This window comes from Nocardia sp. NPDC006630, from assembly GCF_040611495.1.
GTDB lineage: Bacteria > Actinomycetota > Actinomycetes > Mycobacteriales > Mycobacteriaceae > Nocardia.
In genome coordinates this window covers 531,936-549,311 of sequence record NZ_JBEXOK010000006.1, presented here as the reverse complement: position 1 = coordinate 549,311, position 17,376 = coordinate 531,936, and the positions used below count along the sequence as shown (strand labels likewise).

16 protein-coding genes and 1 tRNA gene are annotated in these 17,376 nt (G+C 66.2%); 7 read left to right on the top strand and 10 right to left on the bottom strand.

What is annotated here, in order from left to right:
- Positions 1–46 precede the first annotated feature (46 nt).
- Positions 47–823 carry an RDD family protein gene (locus ABZX86_RS20695; protein WP_355125640.1) on the top strand — a complete coding sequence of 259 codons (777 nt, stop codon included), beginning with the start codon at positions 47–49 and terminating at the stop codon, positions 821–823.
- Positions 824–925: 102 nt separating this feature from the next.
- On the opposite strand, the gene ABZX86_RS20690 is transcribed toward ABZX86_RS20695, so the two are convergent.
- On the bottom strand, positions 926–1,531 hold the full coding sequence (locus ABZX86_RS20690) for a DUF4190 domain-containing protein (RefSeq protein ID WP_327143169.1): 606 nt from the start codon (positions 1,529–1,531) through the stop codon (positions 926–928).
- A 64-nt stretch (positions 1,532–1,595) separates the two neighbouring features.
- Here ABZX86_RS20690 and ABZX86_RS20685 point away from each other — a divergent pair, with 64 nt between their 5' ends.
- A complete protein-coding gene (locus tag ABZX86_RS20685) occupies positions 1,596–2,366 on the top strand; it encodes a queuosine precursor transporter (RefSeq protein WP_327143168.1) in 771 nt (256 codons plus the stop codon).
- A gap of 47 nt (positions 2,367–2,413) precedes the next feature.
- Here ABZX86_RS20685 and tgt read toward each other — a convergent pair whose 3' ends face one another.
- The 5 genes from tgt to ABZX86_RS20660 form a co-directional block, all read right to left on the bottom strand.
- Positions 2,414–3,673 carry a tRNA guanosine(34) transglycosylase Tgt gene (gene tgt / locus ABZX86_RS20680; protein ID WP_355125637.1) on the bottom strand — a complete coding sequence of 420 codons (1,260 nt, stop codon included), beginning with the start codon at positions 3,671–3,673 and terminating at the stop codon, positions 2,414–2,416.
- Between the two features lie 135 nt (positions 3,674–3,808).
- On the bottom strand, positions 3,809–5,761 hold the full coding sequence (locus tag ABZX86_RS20675) for an ABC transporter ATP-binding protein (RefSeq protein ID WP_355125635.1): 1,953 nt from the start codon (positions 5,759–5,761) through the stop codon (positions 3,809–3,811).
- Complete coding sequence (locus tag ABZX86_RS20670) at positions 5,758–7,491, bottom strand: ABC transporter ATP-binding protein (protein WP_355125633.1); 1,734 nt, start codon at positions 7,489–7,491, stop codon at positions 5,758–5,760. Before ABZX86_RS20670 ends, ABZX86_RS20675 begins: the two co-directional genes overlap by 4 nt.
- A gap of 76 nt (positions 7,492–7,567) precedes the next feature.
- Positions 7,568–8,083, bottom strand: coding sequence for an Rrf2 family transcriptional regulator (locus tag ABZX86_RS20665; protein ID WP_327143164.1), 516 nt, complete (start codon positions 8,081–8,083; stop codon positions 7,568–7,570).
- Positions 8,084–8,188: 105 nt separating this feature from the next.
- On the bottom strand, positions 8,189–8,776 hold the full coding sequence (locus ABZX86_RS20660; protein WP_355125631.1) for a TetR/AcrR family transcriptional regulator: 588 nt from the start codon (positions 8,774–8,776) through the stop codon (positions 8,189–8,191).
- 223 nt (positions 8,777–8,999) lie between these two features.
- Between ABZX86_RS20660 and ABZX86_RS20655 the strand changes: the two genes are divergently transcribed.
- The gene (locus tag ABZX86_RS20655) at positions 9,000–11,330 is read left to right on the top strand and encodes an MMPL family transporter (protein WP_355125629.1); all 2,331 of its coding nucleotides are present in this window, start codon (positions 9,000–9,002) and stop codon (positions 11,328–11,330) included.
- Between the two features lie 129 nt (positions 11,331–11,459).
- Here the strand turns inward: ABZX86_RS20655 and ABZX86_RS20650 are convergent.
- From ABZX86_RS20650 to ABZX86_RS20640, 3 genes are all read right to left on the bottom strand, one after another.
- Positions 11,460–11,547 (bottom strand) — tRNA-Ser (locus tag ABZX86_RS20650).
- 54 nt (positions 11,548–11,601) lie between these two features.
- Complete coding sequence (locus tag ABZX86_RS20645; protein ID WP_355125879.1) at positions 11,602–12,039, bottom strand: nucleoside deaminase; 438 nt, start codon at positions 12,037–12,039, stop codon at positions 11,602–11,604.
- A gap of 137 nt (positions 12,040–12,176) precedes the next feature.
- Positions 12,177–12,716, bottom strand: coding sequence for a tRNA adenosine deaminase-associated protein (locus ABZX86_RS20640; RefSeq protein ID WP_297609877.1), 540 nt, complete (start codon positions 12,714–12,716; stop codon positions 12,177–12,179).
- A 58-nt stretch (positions 12,717–12,774) separates the two neighbouring features.
- Between ABZX86_RS20640 and ABZX86_RS20635 the strand changes: the two genes are divergently transcribed.
- Positions 12,775–13,725, top strand: a complete 951-nt coding sequence (locus ABZX86_RS20635; RefSeq protein WP_355125627.1) for a prephenate dehydrogenase — start codon at positions 12,775–12,777, stop codon at positions 13,723–13,725.
- A 123-nt stretch (positions 13,726–13,848) separates the two neighbouring features.
- Here ABZX86_RS20635 and ABZX86_RS20630 read toward each other — a convergent pair whose 3' ends face one another.
- Positions 13,849–14,415 (bottom strand): putative glycolipid-binding domain-containing protein, encoded by a 567-nt coding sequence (locus tag ABZX86_RS20630; RefSeq protein ID WP_327143160.1) that lies wholly within the window; start codon positions 14,413–14,415, stop codon positions 13,849–13,851.
- Between the two features lie 476 nt (positions 14,416–14,891).
- Between ABZX86_RS20630 and dcm the strand changes: the two genes are divergently transcribed.
- From dcm to ABZX86_RS20615, 3 genes are all read left to right on the top strand, one after another.
- Entirely contained in the window at positions 14,892–16,034 is a 1,143-nt protein-coding gene (gene dcm, locus ABZX86_RS20625; protein ID WP_355125877.1) for a DNA (cytosine-5-)-methyltransferase, read from the top strand.
- A gap of 77 nt (positions 16,035–16,111) precedes the next feature.
- Entirely contained in the window at positions 16,112–16,537 is a 426-nt protein-coding gene (locus tag ABZX86_RS20620; protein ID WP_355125625.1) for a very short patch repair endonuclease, read from the top strand.
- Between the two features lie 107 nt (positions 16,538–16,644).
- Complete coding sequence (locus tag ABZX86_RS20615) at positions 16,645–17,373, top strand: DUF998 domain-containing protein (RefSeq protein ID WP_355125623.1); 729 nt, start codon at positions 16,645–16,647, stop codon at positions 17,371–17,373.
- Positions 17,374–17,376 lie beyond the last annotated feature (3 nt).

Sequence of the window (17,376 nt, the reverse complement as noted above, 5' to 3'; positions counted from 1 at the left end):
GCACTCGACCAGACCCCGAACGAATTCGACGAGGACGGCACAGACAATGACAAGCGGTGGGTACGACCCCAACCAGTATCCGCAGGGCGGCCAGCCGTATGGGCAGCCGTACCCGCAGGGCCAGCAGCAGCCTTACGGCCAGCAGCCCCAGCAGCCGTACGGGCAGCAGCCCCCGTCGGATCCGTACGGACAGCAGCCGCAGCAGCCTTACGGCCAGCAGCCGCCGTCCGATCCCTACGGTCAGCCGCAGCAGCCGGGCTACGGCCAGCAGCCGCCGCAGTTCGGCCAGTCCGATCCCTACAACCAGCAGCCGCAGTTCGGCCAGCAGCCGAGCTACCCCGGCCAGCAGCCGTACCAGCCGTACGGCCAGCAGCCTCCCGGGTTCGGCGGCGGGGGCGGCGGCTCGCAGCCCGGTGACCTGTGGCTGCGCTTCGCGGCCCGCTTCATCGACGGCCTGATCTTCGGCATCGTGGGCGCGATCGTGTACGTCCTGCTGCCCAACTCGATCGTGCTGGTGTGGGACATTCTGTTGCCGCTCATCACCTTCGGCTACTTCGTCTTCATGGAGACGCAGCAGGGCGGCCAGACCCTCGGCAAGAAGATCCTCGGCCTGCGGGTCCTCGGCCCCGGCGGCGCACCGCTGGATCCGGTCACCTCGGCCAAGCGCAACCTGTTCGTCGCGATCCAGTTCATCCCGTGCCTCGGCACCCTGGTCAGCATCGGCCTCGCGATCTACATCGCGGTCACCATCGAGCAGGACCCGAACAAGCAGGGCTGGCACGACAAGTTCGCCGGCGGCACCCAGGTCATCAAGACCAACTGACGCTGCCCCGAACGATAGAAGCGGGTGTGCCTCCTCATCGGAGGCGCACCCGCTTTGCTTTGCCCGGACGGTGAATTCGCTTGCCGGGGCGGTGAATTCGGCTCAGGTGGAGGGCGAGCTCACAATCCCGCCGATGAATAGCGCTAGGAACAGGATGCTGATCGCGATCCCGGCCGCGCCGATCCAGATACCGCCCAGCGCCAGCCCGCGTCCCTGCTGACCGGAGTTCTTCACCTGGTTCAGCGCGACCACGCCGAGAATCAGCCCGATCAGGGGCGCGATCGGCAGCAGGAAGCAGAAGAAGGCCAGCGGCACGCCGACGATCGAGACGATCAGCGCGGCAATGGCCAGACCGTTGGTATTCGACGACGGCTGTTGATAACCGTACGGCTGATATCCGGGCTGATAACCGTACGGAGGTTGTCCCGGCGCCTGCGGGGGCTGTGGATAGCCGCCCGGTGTGGCCTGTGGATAACCGCCGGAACCCGGCTGTTGATAGCCCGCGGCCGGATTCGGCTGCGGCGGAGGATAATTCGGATACTGCGACTGCGGCGGCGGAGTCAGCGGCGATTGCTGTGGATTCGGAGCGGAGGAGTACCCGAACGGTGGCGGCGTCGCCTGCTGCGGCGCGGAAGACGGGGTCTCGGGCGCGGCGCCCTCACCCCCGTACTGCTTCCACCACTCGTCGGAATCCCCGGATTGCGTCATGAGGTTCAGCCTAAGGCACCCCACCAGCCCATACCCATCGATCATTCCGGGGATACTTCTCCGCGTGAGCGATACGAAAACGGTCGATTCGGACCGATCTGGAAGCCCCGCGCCGGAGCACGCAGCATTTGCGACGGCCGCGGGGGGCTACTACACGCAGGTGGTCGTGATCTTCACGGCGGTTCTGCTGATCTCCAATATCTGCGCCACCAAGGGCGTGCAATTCTTCACCCACAACCACCTGTCCGTCGGCCCGGTCACCATCCTGCCGCTGACCCTGGACGGTGCGTTCTTCCTGTTCCCGCTCGCGTACGTGATCGGCGACATCCTCAGCGAGGTCTACGGCTTCCGCGCCACCCGCCGGGCCGTCTACTACGGCTTCGCCATGTTGGTGCTGATGATCGCCTGCTTCTGGATCGCCATCGAGATGCCCGCCGGCTCGCTCGGCGACAGCACCGACTCGTTCCGCGTGGCGCTGAGCAAGACACCGCAGCTGGCGCTCGCCGGAGTGTCCGGGTACGTCGTCGGACAGTTCCTCAATTCGGTGACCCTGGTGCTCATCAAGGAGCGCACCAAGGAGAAGCACCTGTGGGCACGGCTGCTCGGTTCCACCGTGGCCGGCGAGATCGGCGACACGCTGGTGTTCTGCTCCATCGCCGCGACGGCCATCGGCATCAGCACCTGGGGCGATTACATCAACTACGTGATCGTCGGCTTCGTCTGGAAGACCGGCGTCGAGATGATGATCCTGCCGATCAGCTACCGCTGCATCGCATTCCTCAAGAAGCGCGAACCCACCTACGCACCGCGTGAGCGCGCGGCGATCTACGAGTAGAACCACACATCGGCCGGGATCTATTGCGCTGCTGTGGATCCCGGCTCTCAGACGTCTTCGGGGGCTTTGAGGCGGCCGCGCCACTGGCCGAGGAATTCGGTTTTGTAGTCCTGGAAGTACCCGCCGTCGATGCTCTCCCGAATGCGGTCCACCAGGCGAACGGTGAAGCGCTCGTTGTGGATTGTGCACAGCGTGGAGGCCAGCATCTCCTTGGCCTTGAACAGGTGATGCAGGTAGGCACGGGTGTAGTTGGCGCAGGTGTAGCAGTCGCAGGTCTCGTCGATCGGCGTGAAATCGCGTTTGAAGCGCGCGGTGTTGATATTGAATCGGCCCGGCTCCACGTAGATGGCGCCATTGCGCGCCACCCGCGACGGGTTCACGCAGTCGAAGGTGTCCGCGCCGTTCTCGACCGCGGTGAACATATCCTCCGGCTCACTGATGCCGAGCATATGGCGCGGCTTGTGTTCCGGCAGTTCATCACAGCACCACCCGACGATGGTGCCCAGATTGTGCTTCTCCAGCGCGCCGCCGATGCCGTACCCGTCGAATTCCGTTCCGGCACTGCCGCGCAGCGCTTCCAGATCACGACATGCCTTGCGGCGCAGGTCTTCGTACTGCGCGCCCTGGATGACGCCGAACAGCGCCTGATACGGGCGGTGCGCACGCGCGATGGTCAGGCGTTCGTGCTCGTCGATGCAGCGTTGCGCCCAGCGCCGGGTGCGCTCGAGCGACTCCTCCTGGTAGCCACGGGTATTCATGAGCGTGGTCAGCTCGTCGAACGCGAACATGATGTCCGCGCCGAGCTGATGCTGAATGCCCATGGACACCTCGGGGGTGAAGCGGTGCTTCGAGCCGTCCAGATGGGAGCGGAAGGTGACGCCGTCATCGTCCACATGGGCGAGGCGCTCCTTGCCCTTGGCGATCACCTGATCGTTCTGCACGCCCACGGACTCCATGGCGAGCACCTTCTTGAAACCCACGCCCAGCGACATGACCTGGAAGCCGCCGCTGTCGGTGAAGGTCGGCCCGGGCCAGTTCATGAACTTCGACAGGCCGCCCGCCTCGTCGATGACGTCGGAACCCGGCTGCAGATACAGGTGATAGGCATTGGACAGCAGCGCCTGCGAACCCAGTTCCTTCATGGTCTCCGGCAGCACCGCTTTCACGGTCGCCTTGGTCCCGACCGGGATGAACGCGGGCGTGGCGATCTCCCCGTGCGGGGTGCTGATCAGCCCGGACCGGCCGTGGTGGCCATCGAGCCGAGTACCGACCTTGAAGGAGAATTCGGGAGCAGACACGCCGCCCATCCTCGCAGCCCGAACCCGGCGGTCCGCAGCCGCACCCACCTCGTCATCCCGGTGCGTTTTTGGCCGGGATCCACACCACCGGCTGATCAACCAGGCGTGTGGATCCCGGCCGAAAGCATGCCGGGATGACGGGAACTAGGTGCTGGACTTACTCAGCTCGATGGCGTCGGGCTGGTCGTCGTCTTCGATGGCGGCGGCGAATTGCGCCTGGTAGAGGCGGTAGTAGGCGCCGCGGTGGGCGAGCAGGCGCTCGTGCGTACCGGTCTCGACGATCTTGCCCTTCTCCATGACCACGATCAGGTCGGCATCGCGGATCGTCGAAAGACGGTGCGCGATAACAAAACTCGTGCGGTCCCGGCGCAGCGCCGCCATGGCGTGCTGCACCAGCAGTTCGGTGCGGGTATCGACCGAGCTGGTGGCCTCGTCCAGGATCAGGATGGACGGCTTGGCCAGGAAGGCGCGCGCGATGGTGATGAGCTGCTTCTCACCGGCGCTGACGCCGGAGCCCTCCTCATCGATCATGGTCTCGTAGCCGTTCGGCAGTGCGTGCACGAAGCGGTCCACGTACGCGGCCCGCGCGGCGGCGATGATGTCGTCCTCGGAGGCATTCGGATTGCCGTAGGCGATGTTCTCCCGAATGGTGCCGCCGAAGAGCCAGGTGTCCTGCAGCACCATGCCGATGCGAGAACGCAGGCGATCACGCGAGATTCGGGTGATGTCCACCTCGTCGATGGTGATCGCGCCGGAATCCACCTCGTAGAAACGCATGAGCAGATTGACCAGCGTGGTCTTGCCCGCACCGGTCGGCCCGACGATGGCCACCACATGCCCGGGCTCCGCGACCAGCGACAGATCGTCGATGATCGGGGTCTCCGGCTCGTAGCGGAAGGAGACGTTCTCGAAGGCCACCCGCCCGCGATCCAGCGGCCGCGAATCCTCGACCTGCGGATCGGGCACCTGCTCATCGGCGTCGAGAATCTCGAAGATCCGCTCGGCCGAGGCCACGCCGGACTGCAGCAGGTTGATCATCGAGCCGATCTGGGTGAGCGGCTGGGTGAAACCACGCGAGTACTGGATGAACGCCTGCACCTCACCGAGGGACAGATTGCCGGACGCCACGCGCAAACCACCGACCACGGCGATCAGCACGTAGTTCAGGTTTCCGAGGAACATGATGGCGGGCATGATCAGGCCGGAGATGAACTGCGACTTGAACGACGCGTTGTAGAGCTTGCCGTTGGTCTCGTCGAAACGCTCGCCGACCTCGCGCACGCGGCCGAAGGCGCTCACCACCTCGTGCCCGGTGAAGGCCTCCTCGACCTGGGCATTGACCTGGCCGGTCAGCTTCCACTGATCCACGAAGTGCGGTTTGGAACGCTTGGCGATCGTCGCGGTGACAATGATCGCCAGCGGCACGGTGAGCAGTGCGATCACCGCCAGCAGCGGCGAGATCCAGAACATCATGATCAGAATGCCGATCACCGACAGCGCGGAGATGAGCAGCTGGCTCATGGTCTGGTTCAGCGACTGCGCCATATTGTCGACGTCATTGGTGACGCGGGAGAGCACGTCACCGCGCGGCGCCGAATCGAAATAGCTCAGCGGCAGGCGATGGATCTTCTCCTCGATCTCATTGCGCAGCCGCTTGATGGTCCGGTTGATGACGACGTTCAGCAGGAACGCCTGCAGCCAGCCGAATACCGCGGCGCTGATGTAGAGCGCCAGCACGATGGACAGCACATGGCCGACGGCCGAGAAGTCCACGCCCGTACCGGGAATCACGTTCATGCTGGCGAGCATGTCGGCGAAGGTGGAGTCGCCGCCGACGCGCAGCTGCTCGACCGCCTGGTCCTTGCTCATGCCCGCGGGCAGCTGTTTGCCGACCACACCGTCGAAGATGAGGTTGGTGGCATTGCCGAGAATCTGCGGGCCCAGCGTATTGAGCACCACCGAGGCCACGGCCAGCACGAAAACAATGGATAGGTATAGGCGTTCGGGCGCGAGCCGATGCAGCAGGCGCTTCAGCGACGGGCCGAAGGATTTCGCTTTGGCGTCCGGCGCACCAGGATTGACCGCTCCGGGCCTCATCGGACCTCCTCCGCACTGAACTGCGACTCGACAATTTCCTTGTACTCGTTGCAGTCCTGCAGGAGTTGTTCGTGCGTGCCGATGCCCGCCATTGCGCCGTCCTCGAGCACCACGATCTGATCGGCCTCGCGGATGGTCGAAATCCGCTGCGCCACAATGATTACCGCCGCATCACGAGTTTCCGGGCGCAGCGCGTCCCGCACCCGCACATCGGTCGAGACGTCGAGCGCGGAGAAGCAGTCGTCGAACAGGTAGATGCGCGGCCTGCGCACCACCGCCCGGGCAATGGCCAGCCGCTGTCGCTGACCACCCGATACGGTCGTACCGCCCTGTGCCACAGGGGTTTCCAGCCCCTGCCCCATTTCCCGGACGAAGTCCGCGGCCTGCGCTATCTCCAGCGCGTGCCACAGTTCCTCATCCGTCGCGTCCGGCTTGCCGTAGCGCAGATTCGAGGCGATGGTGCCGGAGAACAGGTAGCCCTTCTGCGGGACCAGGCCGATCTGATCGCGCAGCAGCTCCAGATCGATATTCCGCACATCGGTGCCGCCCACCAGCACCGCGCCGTCGGTGACATCGATGAGCCGCGGAATCAGATTGATCAGCGTGGTCTTGCCCGCACCCGTCGCACCGACGATCGCGGTGGTGGTGCCCGGCCGCACCTGGAACCGAATCGACCGCAGCACAGCCTTTTCCGCGCCCGGGAACTTGAATTCCGCGAAGGCGAAATCGACCGCCCCGGGATCACCCTGGAACGGCTGCGGATGCTGCGGCGGCTGCACCGAGGACTCGGTCTCCAGCACGCCGCCGATGCGCTCGGCCGATACCGCGGCGCGCGGCGCCATCATGGCCAGGAAGGAGGCCATCATGACCGCCGTCAGGATCTGCATGATGTACGCCAGCATCGCGGTCAGCGAACCGATCTGCAGCGTCCCGTCATTGATCTCGTGGCCGCCGAACCAGATCACGCCCACCATGGTCACATTCGAGATCAGCATGACCAGCGGGAACATCATCGCCATATAGCGGCCGACATACAGCGACTGCTCGGTCAGATCCTTGTTGGCGACACCGAAGCGCCAGGTCTCCTGCCGCTCGCGCACGAAGGCGCGGACCACGCGGATACCCGTGATCTGTTCGCGCAGAACGCGGTTCACCGCATCGATGCGCGTCTGCATGCGCCGGAAGCCGGGCACCATGCGGGTGATGATGAAACCCATCGCCAGCGCCAGCGCCGGCACGGCGATGAGCAGCAGCCAGGACAGCCCGGCGCCCTCACGCAGCGCCATCACAATGCCGCCCACGCACATGATCGGGGCCATCACCAGGATGGTCGCGCTCATCAGCACCAGCAGCTGCACCTGCTGCACGTCATTGGTATTGCGGGTGATCAGCGACGGAGCGCCGAACACACCCACCTCACGGGCGGAGAAGCCGCCGACCCGGTGCAGCAGACCCGCACGCATATCGCGGCCCGCGCCCATGGCCGCCTGCGCGCCCAGATATACGGAGACGGACTGGGCGACGATCTGCACGCCGGTCACGGCGAGCATCATCAGGCCGGTGCTCCAGATGTAGCCGATATCCCCCTTGGTGACGCCGTTGTCGATGATGTCGGCGTTGAGGGTCGGCAGGTAGAGCATGGCGATGACCGAGATCAGCTGAAGCACGACCACCCCCGCCAGCTGCTTGCGGTAGGGCGCCAGGAAGGTGCGCAGAAGTCGAATCAACATGATGTTGGCAGGTTACCGCCATCGCGGGAGGACGGGCGCGAGGTTTTTCGGCTCGTCCGACATCGCCCAGGTCACATCAGATGTTCGGTTGGTCCAGGTCCTGCCACTGGGTGGAGACCGGGCCGCCGGTGCCGCGCGAGCGCCGTGTCCAGGCGTCCGGATCGTGCAGCAGCTCGTCCAGGAAGGACGGCAGGAGATCATTGGCGATATCGGCGACCGTCACCCGCTCGAGCACCGCGCGGATATTCACGCGCAGGCCGATCCACACCCGCTGCAGCGGTTCCGCGGCGCCGGCGTACTCCACATCCTCGGGGCGCTGCCCGCGCACCGAGGCGAGCGGACCCTCCACGGCGCGAATCACATCGGCAATGCTGATCTCGCCGGCCGGGCGAGCCAGGCGGTATCCGCCGTCCGGACCGCGGCGACTGGTGACGAGTTTTCCGCGCCGCAGGTCCGCCACCACCGACTCGAGCACCTTCGGCGGAATGTCCTGCGCACTCGAGATGGCATCGGCCTTGACCGAATCCGATTGCGCCTTCGCGATTTCCACGAGGGTGCGCACCGCGTAATCGACCTTCGCGGTGATGTGCAAGGGTCACTCCTGAGTTCGTGGGTGGCGAATGGAAACCCTATCGCGCCACCGTTGCTGTCCTTATTACCCGGTTCGGCAAGGTCATCGCACCGATATGCGCCAGTGCTACCGATCCGGATTCAGGACGCCGAGTGCGGCTTCCAGCAGTACGCCCTCGATGAGCTCCTCGGGGGCGTTGGGCACACTCTCCTTGGACATCAGCGCCGCGCCCAGGACCTGCATGGCGGCGGCAGCGCGCAGTATTTCCTCATCGCTGGCTCCCGGGCCCGCGAGCCAGGTATTCATGCGGCGGCTCAGCTGGATCAAATCCGGATACCGATCGCCGAGCGCATTGACTATTGCGACCGTGTCACGCATGCATAGCGTTCCGGCGGCCCGATGGCCCAGAATGGAGCGCAGGTGATCGGTCAGCACCTCGCGCACGGTCTGCGGCGAATGCGGAATTTCGTCGAGGCTCTCCACCGTCGAACGCAGGTCGTCGAACATCGGCTCGATTATCGCCACGAGCAGATCGACCTTCGAGGCATAGTGATAGTAGAGCGAGGCTTTTGTGATTCCCACCGCATCGGCAACCTCGCGTAGGCTGCTCTGTTCAAAGCCTTTGCTGGTAAATAACTGAATCGCGGCGTCCCGGATCGCGTCTTTCGTGCTTCTACCTGCGACAACAGTTCCTGCAGCACCTCGGCCCACCATGGGTCCATCCTCTCACCACGCCTCGCAGCGCGAGTCACGCCGATCAAGTCGAGGTTGTTCCTCCGCTTATTCCCTGGGTAGTCTACCTACCGCACGGTAGGCAGAAGTATGACGTGAAGGCGAGGAGCTGAAAGCTCCCGCGGCAGGGCTGTCTACGCGCTCACACGCACTTGTGGAGTTTCAAAACAACCATCGCCCCGAAACCATCGCCAGGAGAGTCCTCGTGTCCGTTTACCTCTATCGGTGGGGAAAGTTCGCCTTCCGCCGAAAATGGCTCATTATCGGTGTCTGGCTGATCTCGCTGATCCTCATCGGCGGCGTCGGCGGCTCACTAGCCAAACCCTTCCAGGACAGTTTCACCATGCCCGGGCTGCCGTCCGAGCGGGCGACCGAAATCCTCGACAAGCACTTCCCGGGCGCCTCGAACGATTTCGACCCCAATGCGGTCACCGGCACCTACGTGATCGGCGCACCGGCCGGTGAGAAACTCACCGACCCGAAGAACGCGCAGACCCTGCAGGCGTTCGTCGACAAGCTCAACGGGCTCGACATCATCGACAAGTCCGTCCCGGCGGCCGACCCGATCGACCTCACCAAGAAGATCGGTGACGCGTCCAAGATCGACTGCCTGTCCGCCGACCCGGCCGTGCGCAACTCCCCGGACTTCTCCGGGTCCTGCAGTAGCGCGCCGCTGAACGTGCTGAACAAGACCGCGCCCGATTCGGTCGCCATGGTCAAGGCGAAGTTCAATATCGCGAAGTTCGCGGATATCACCGCCGACAACCGGAAAGCGGCGTACGGCATCGGCGATGACGCGCGCGCAGCCGGGTTCACCGTCGAGATGAGCGGTTCCATCGCACAGGATCCGGGCGGCTCCTCGGGCAGCTCGGAAATGATCGGCATCGCGGTGGCGCTGGTCGTCATGATGGTCGGCTTCGGCGCGGTCGTCGCGGCGTTCGTGCCGATTCTCACCGCGCTCGTCGGTGTGGGCACCGCCATCTCCATCATCATGTTCGGCACCCACTGGCTGACCGTGCCGACCTTCACGCCGGTGCTGGCCTCGATGATCGGCCTGGCGCTGTCCATCGACTACGCCATGTTCATCGTCTCGCGATACAAACATGAACTGACAGTGTCGAATTCGCCGGAAGAGGCGGCGGGCACCGCGGTCGGCACCGCCGGATCCGCGGTCATCTTCGCGGGTCTGACGGTCATCATCGCGCTGGCCGGACTGAGCTTCGTCGGCGTCAGCTTCCTCACCTACATGGGTATTTTCGGCGCCGTCGCGGCCTTCATGGCCGTGCTGGTGGCCATCACGCTGATGCCCGCGCTCATGGGCGCCTTCGGCCGCTTCCTGTTCAAGCCGAAGCTGCCCGGTGTCGCACGGCACGATCCCGAGGACGAGAACTCCGTCACCAACGGCATGCGCTTCGCCAATCTCATCGGCAAGGCGCCGGCGCTGACCCTCGCGATCTCGGTGGTCCTGCTCGGTCTGCTGGCCGCACCCGCGGCCGGTATGCAGCTGGGCCTGCCCGGCGGCGATTCCATGCCGAAGGACACCTACCTCTACAAGGCGTACGAACTGCAGACCGCCGGCTTCGGTGAGGGTTCCAACGGCACCCTGATGTTCGCCGTCGATATGAGCAAGACGCCGGCCGATCAGCGCACGGAAGCCCTGAATGCGCTGCGCGACAAGGTGGCCCACGCCGACGGCATGGACTACCTGACCGTCGCGCAGACCAGTAAGGACGGCGAGGCCGCGCTCTTCACCGGTGTGCCCAAGGCCGGGCCGAACGACAAGGTCACCAAGGATCTGGTCAAGAACGCCCGCAATGCCGAATCGGAATTCAACAACCGCTACGGCATGGAATACGGCATCACCGGCACGACCGCGATCTACGCCGACGTCTCGGCGGGCCTGCTCAGCAAGATCGTGCCCTACCTGGCGATCGTGGCGGGCGCGGCCTTCCTGCTGCTGGTGCTGGTGTTCCGGTCGATCCTGGTACCGCTGACCGCCGCGCTCGGCTTCCTGCTCTCCATGGCGGCGACCTTCGGCGCGACGGTGCTCATCTTCCAGGAGGGCAAGTTCGGCCTGGTCGATCCGCATCCGCTGGTGTCATTCCTGCCAATCATGTTGATCGGCTTGGTATTCGGTCTCGCCATGGATTACCAGGTCTTCCTGGTGACCCGCATGCGTGAGGAATACGTGCACGGCAAATCCGCCAAGCAGGCCATGATCAGCGGCTACCACCACGGCGCCCGCGTCGTGACCTCCGCCGCCGTCATCATGATCTCGGTCTTCAGCGCCTTCATGCTGGACCCGAACGTGGTGGCCAAGTCCATGGGCTTCGCCATGGCCGCGGGCGTCCTGCTCGACGCCTTCGTGGTCCGCATGGTCCTGATCCCGTCCCTGCTGGTCCTGCTCGGCAAGTGGGCCTGGTGGATCCCCAAGTGGCTCGACCGCATCCTCCCCGACATCGACGTCGAGGGCACCAAGCTCGCAGCCCTCAAGGGCTCCGCCCCGGTGCTGGACAAGGAACCGGCCGCAGTCTGACCTGCCACAGCGCTCGGCCCCCACTCGATTCGAGTGGGGGCCGAGTGCGTTCCGGGCGACTTTCGAAGAGTCCGGGTGACTCCAAAGAAAAAGCCCCGCAACAGGTTTCCCTGTTGCGGGGCTTCTCAGCGGTGGCGGAGGGATTTGAACCCTCGGAGGGGGGTTACCCCTCACACGCTTTCGAGGCGTGCTCCTTAGGCCGCTCGGACACGCCACCGCCGGTGACATTACCGCAGCACCCGCCCAATCCCGAAATCGGCTGGGGAGGGGGTCAGGGGCGCTGGGTGCGGAAGAAAGTGTCCAGGAGTGCGGCGCAGTCGGATTCGAGGACGCCGCCGCGGACCTGGGGGCGGTGATTGAGACGTCGGTCACGGACCACGTCCCAGAGTGAGCCGACGGCACCGGTTTTCGGTTCCCAGGCGCCGAAGACGAGTTTGCCCACGCGGGACAGGACCAGGGCGCCGGCGCACATGGTGCACGGTTCCAGGGTGACGGCGAGGGTCGCGTGTTCCAGGCGCCAGCCGTCGCCCATGACCCGGGCCGCCGCGCGCAGGGCGAGGACCTCGGCGTGTGCGGTCGGGTCGCCGAGGGCCTCGCGGGCATTGGCGGCGCGGGCCAGTTCACGGCCGGAGCTGTCGAAGACCACCGCGCCGACGGGGACGTCGCGGGGGTCGGCCAGCTGTGCGGCTTCGATGGCCGCACGGATCATCGCCTCATCGGAGAGCGGCACGGAGTCCGCGCCGGAGACCAGGCCGGAGTCTGCCCCGGACAGCGATACGGCGCTACCCGGCCGCAAGGGCCCGGTAGCGCCGGTGGACGCGTTGTGACGGCTCATCCCGGCCGGGATCAGCGCGGGAGTTTGTCGAGCACCGCCGAGAACTCATTGGCGAAGCCGAGTCGCTGGGCGATCATGCCGAGCTGTTCGTCGGGATAGAGGTCGGTTTCGGCCAGGATGACGCTGAGGACCGGTTCGGGGAGACCGAGGTCGGAAAGAACGCCCAGGTCACCCTCTTCCCAGGGCTCGACGTCGTCGAGATCGTCCGGATCGATATCCGGAATCTCGACGTTCAATTCCTCGAGCACATCGGCGGCGATGTCGTAGTCGACGGCGGCAGTCGCATCCGAGAGGAGGATTCTGCTGCCGGTCGGGCCCGGACGGAGGATGATGAAGAACTCGTCGTCGATATCGAGCAGACCGAAAACGGCGCCGGAAGCTCGCAGCTCACGCAATTCGGCCTCGGCCGCGGACAGACTGGAGAGGGCCTCCGCACTCAGCGGAGTGCATTTCCAGTCGGCTTCTTCGCGGACAACCGCCACTGCGAACCCTTCCACGTCGTCGTACTCATCCGACGCCGCCCTGTTCGTGCTCGAGCGCTGTGCTGCCATGGGCGCAACGGTAGTCCGCTTCGGGGTAAATGTTGAAGTCGTATGCGAATCTGATGGCATGAGCGGCCATTCGCAAACAGCTGTCTGTGTCCTCGGCGCCGGGTTGATCGGCGGATCGGTGCTGCGCGCCGCCGCCGCGGCCGGTTACGACGTGTGGGGGTACAACCGGTCGGAGGCGGGCGCCGAGGCCGCACGGGCCGACGACTTCGATGTGACCAGCGCAATCGAACCGATGCTGCGGCGTGCCGCCGAGACCGACGCGCTGATTGTGGTCGGGGTGCCCATGCCCGCGCTGGACACCATCCTGTCGGATGTGAAGTCCTTCGCACCGGACTGCGCGCTCACCGATGTGGTGAGTGTGAAGGCCCCGGTTGCGGCGGCCGTGCGGCGGCACGAGCTCGGCGGGCGGTACGTGGGCGGGCATCCGATGGCGGGGACCAGCGAGTCCGGTTGGGCCGCATCCACTCCCGACCTGTTCCAGCGGGCCGCCTGGGCGGTGAGCGTGGATCCGGGCACGCACGCGGGCGCCTGGGAGCGGGTGGCGCGGCTCGCGCTGGACTGCGGATCCGTGGTGGTGCCCGTGCGCAGCGAGGAGCACGATCGCGCGGTCGCGCGCATCTCGCATCTGCCGCACGTCTTCGCGGAGGCCCTCGCCATCCAGGGCGGCGGCGGCGGACCGCTGGCGCTCGGCCTGGCGGCGGGCTCCTTCCGCGACGGCACCCGTGTCGCCGCCACCGCGCCCGACCTGGTCCGGGCCATCTGCGACCCCAATTCGGCCGCCCTGCTGGAGGTCCTGGAAGACGCCCTGCGCGTCCTGGAGGGCGCCCGCGACACCCTCCGATCGGGCGGCACCATCGGCCAACTCGCCGACGCCGGCCACGACGCCCGAGTCGACTTCGACGACAACGAGCGCTGGGCCATCACCGAAATCCGCCCCGGAGACCAGGATTGGCTCGCCCGGCTCGCCGACGCCGGCCGCCGCGGCGGAGTAATCGAATCCCTCGCCTGACCGACCCCGTCATCCCGTGCCCACCCCGTCATCCCGGTGCGTTTATGGCTGAGATGAACACCGGGCGCTGATCAGCCCGTCGCGGTGGATCCCGGCCACAAACGCGCCGGGTGACACGGGTGATCAGATGCGTTCGGCGAGGCCCGGGTAATCGAGGAGGAAGCCGTCGTCGTCGACGGTGACGGTGGCGGTGGAGACCGGGGAGAGGACGTGGATGCCGTCGGCTCCGCTGCTGTAGGTGACGCTGGCCTCCTGCACGAGCAGGTCGGGGAGGCGGACGTAGACGACCGGGACGGTGACGTCCCCGCTGGCGTGCGCCAGGCCGTAGCGGCGGATGGGCAGGGTGTTGAAGAAGGGGCTCAGCACCACGTCGACGTCGAGGGCGCCGCCGAAGGTAGAGCGCACATGCGTCCCGCCGGCATCGATGAGCCAGTAGTTCTCTTCGTCCCGGGCAATGGAGGCATGCCGTTCCCCGGTGGCCAGGGTGCTGCGCAGCGACAGCCGCCGCGTCACCCCGTTCTCATCGGTGACCAGGTCGTACGACGCGCTGAACGCCGGATGATCCGCACACTCACCGGCAATGATGCGTCCGGCCGCGCGAATCCGGTTGCCGCTGAGCACCACCCGCGCCGACTCCATGCGCGACGAATTGTGCGCACGCCAGGTCAGTATCGACGGCCACTTCGACACCGCCGGTCTAGAGTCCTCGCTCCCACTCTCCGTCACGCTATAACCGTACGTGCAGCGCGTTCCGGCCCCGCGACCCACGCGGCCACGCGCCCGCAACTGCACGGGCAGGCGCCAGCCGACGCGCCTCCGGGGCGATGTCATCACAGTGCCCGGGTCATCAGGCGTCCGGTCCTCACTGCCCTGCGCTGCCACCTTCTTCCTGGTCGGCGACCCCGTCGCGCGGTCACCGCCCAGGTGCTCACCGCGATCTTCGCGTGAGCAGTTCCGTTGCGAGCGGAAGCACTGTGGGCCGCGCGGGCCGCTGTCAGGTTTATCGGCGTGTCGCGGGCGTGATTGCCCGGTCGGCGGGGCTCGGCGTGCTAGCTCGCCGGTTATGCCCGGTGTTGAACGTGGGTGGGTTCGCGGGACTCGAGTAACGTAGTCGCGGGTGTTTGGGGAACTCGTGGTTGAAAGGAATCGGTGTGACTGGCGCGCGGATGGTCGGGCTGTTCGCCGGGATCGGCGGGCTGGAGCTCGGACTTTCGGCGCACGGGTGGCGCAGCGAGTTGCTGTGTGAGATCGATGCGGGCGCACAGGGGGTGCTGGCGGCGCACTTTCCCGATGTCGAGTTGCATTCGGATGTGAAGCGCTTGCGGTCACTGCCCGCGGGGACGGAGTTGGTCGCGGCCGGGTTCCCGTGCCAGGACCTGTCGCAGGCGGGCCGGACGGCCGGAATCACCGGTGCCCGTTCGGGTTTGGTGGACGAGGTGTTCCGGCTGGTGCGCCGCAAACGCGGCCCGCGCTGGCTGCTGATGGAGAACGTGCCGTTCATGCTGCAGCTGGGCGGCGGGGCGGCCATGCGGCACATTACGAGCGCGCTGGAGGAGCTCGGCTACCTGTGGGCATACCGGGTGGTCGACGCGCAGGCGTTCGGGCTGCCACAGCGCCGGCAGCGGGTGCTCATGCTGGCCTCGCGCACCGAGGATCCGCGCCCGGTGCTCTTCGGCGCGGATGCCGGCCCGCGCACGGTCGGCGATCCCGAGCACGATCCGTGCGGCTTCTACTGGACCGAGGGCACCCGCGGCCTGGGCTGGGCGGTGAACGCGGTGCCGACCGTGAAGGGCGGTTCGGCCCTGGGCATTGCCAGTCCCCCGGCGGTGCGCCTGCCCTCCGGCGAGATCGTCACGCCCGGCATCACCGATGCCGAACGCCTGCAGGGCTTCGATCGGGATTGGACCACACCGGCTCTCGACGTTCCGGGGGTGCGGCCGGGCCATCGCTGGAAGCTGGTCGGCAATGCGGTGAGCGTGCGCATGGCGTCCTGGGTCGGCGGCCGGCTGGCCGAGGCCGTCGACGACCCCTTCGAGGAGGGCGAACCGCACACCCGCCGCGCCTGGCCCGCCGCCGCCTGGGGGCGCGACGGCGTGGTCTACCGAGTTCCGGTGTCCACCTGGCCCGTTCACGCGCCGTACGAGGATCTGCGCTGGTTCCTCGACGATGTCCGCCTGCTGTCCGCCCGCGCCACCGCCGGATTTCTGCGCCGCACCAGCATGGGCACGCTGCGATTTCCGCCGGGCTTCATCGAGGATATGGAGAACCACCTCGACCGCATGGGCGGCTTTCCGCGCGAAGCCGCCTGACGTCCTCCCACCGGGCCCCGAAGCTACTCCCACCGGGGGCAATGCCCTGTCCACGGACACGGTGGTAAGCCGTAAAGGTGACCTCCTCCGCCCAGCGCCCCGCGACCGATGCGGCGACCAGTGCCCGGATGGCGAAGCAGCGCAGGGTGAATACCGCGCCGGAATTGGCGCTGCGCCGGGAATTGCACAGGCGGGGTGCGCGGTTCTTCATCGATAGGGCGCCCCTGCCGAAGCTGCGCAGGCGGGCCGACATCGTTTTTCCGCGGCGGAAGGTGGCGGTGTACGTGGACGGGTGCTTCTGGCACAGCTGCCCCGAACACGCCACCGCGCCGAAGAACAATGCGCAGTGGTGGGCGGAGAAATTGGCCGGGAATGTGGCACGGGATCGGGATACCGATGCGCGATTGGCGCAGGCGGGCTGGACGGTGGTGCGGGTCTGGGAGCACGAATCGCCCGATTCGGCTGCCGACCTGGTGATGCGAAGTTTGATGCGGACAGCGTGAGGATCGACCGAGCTGATGCGCGACAATGGACTGATCACCGGACCGTCCGACCAGTCCGGACAGCTGAACTGCGAGAGCGAGCGAGGCCGGCGAAAGCGAGTACGGCGATGATGCCAACCGAGCAGCAACAGGCGGCAGCGACTCCGGACGAGTCGCCGCCGACGCCGCGCTGGAAGCGGATGCTCCGCTGGTTGATCGCCCTCCTGATCGCTCTCGCGGGGCTGGGCTACTCCTCCTGGGTGCTGGAGTTCCTGCTACCCATCCCCAGCGATCCGACCAATACCTTCCTGAGCCAGCTCGCCGAGAAGGGCGCACCGTTCCGCTGGGTGTTCACCACCGGCGATACCGTCTCGGGCACCATGCTGGCGGTGGCCGGCATCAGCGGACTGCTCTTGTTCTCGCGCCGCCGGTATTCGAACATCGGCTGGATTGCGCTCATGTGTTTCGGCATCTCGACCATCGCGGATGCGCAATTCTCGCTCTCGCAACCGGATCCGAACAAGCACGTGTATTCCGATACCGGGCTGTTCCCGCAGTTGCATCAGATCCACGCGCTCACCAGCACGCTGGCGGTGTTCTCCATCTATATCGCGATGGTCGCGTTCAGTGTGGCGGCGTTCAAATACCGGCGCTGGCCGATTCTGCGGCACACCGGGCTGTGGATTCTGATCGTCGGTGCGGTGGTGACGGCGTGGATGATGATCGCCGACAATCTGCCCGGCAATTACGGTCTCGGAATCGCGCAGCGCATCCAGGTGGGCGCCATGTCGCTGTGGCTGATCGTGCTCGCGGTGCAAATCGTTGTGGCCGAACGCGATCGCGGCACCGCTGGGTAGGGT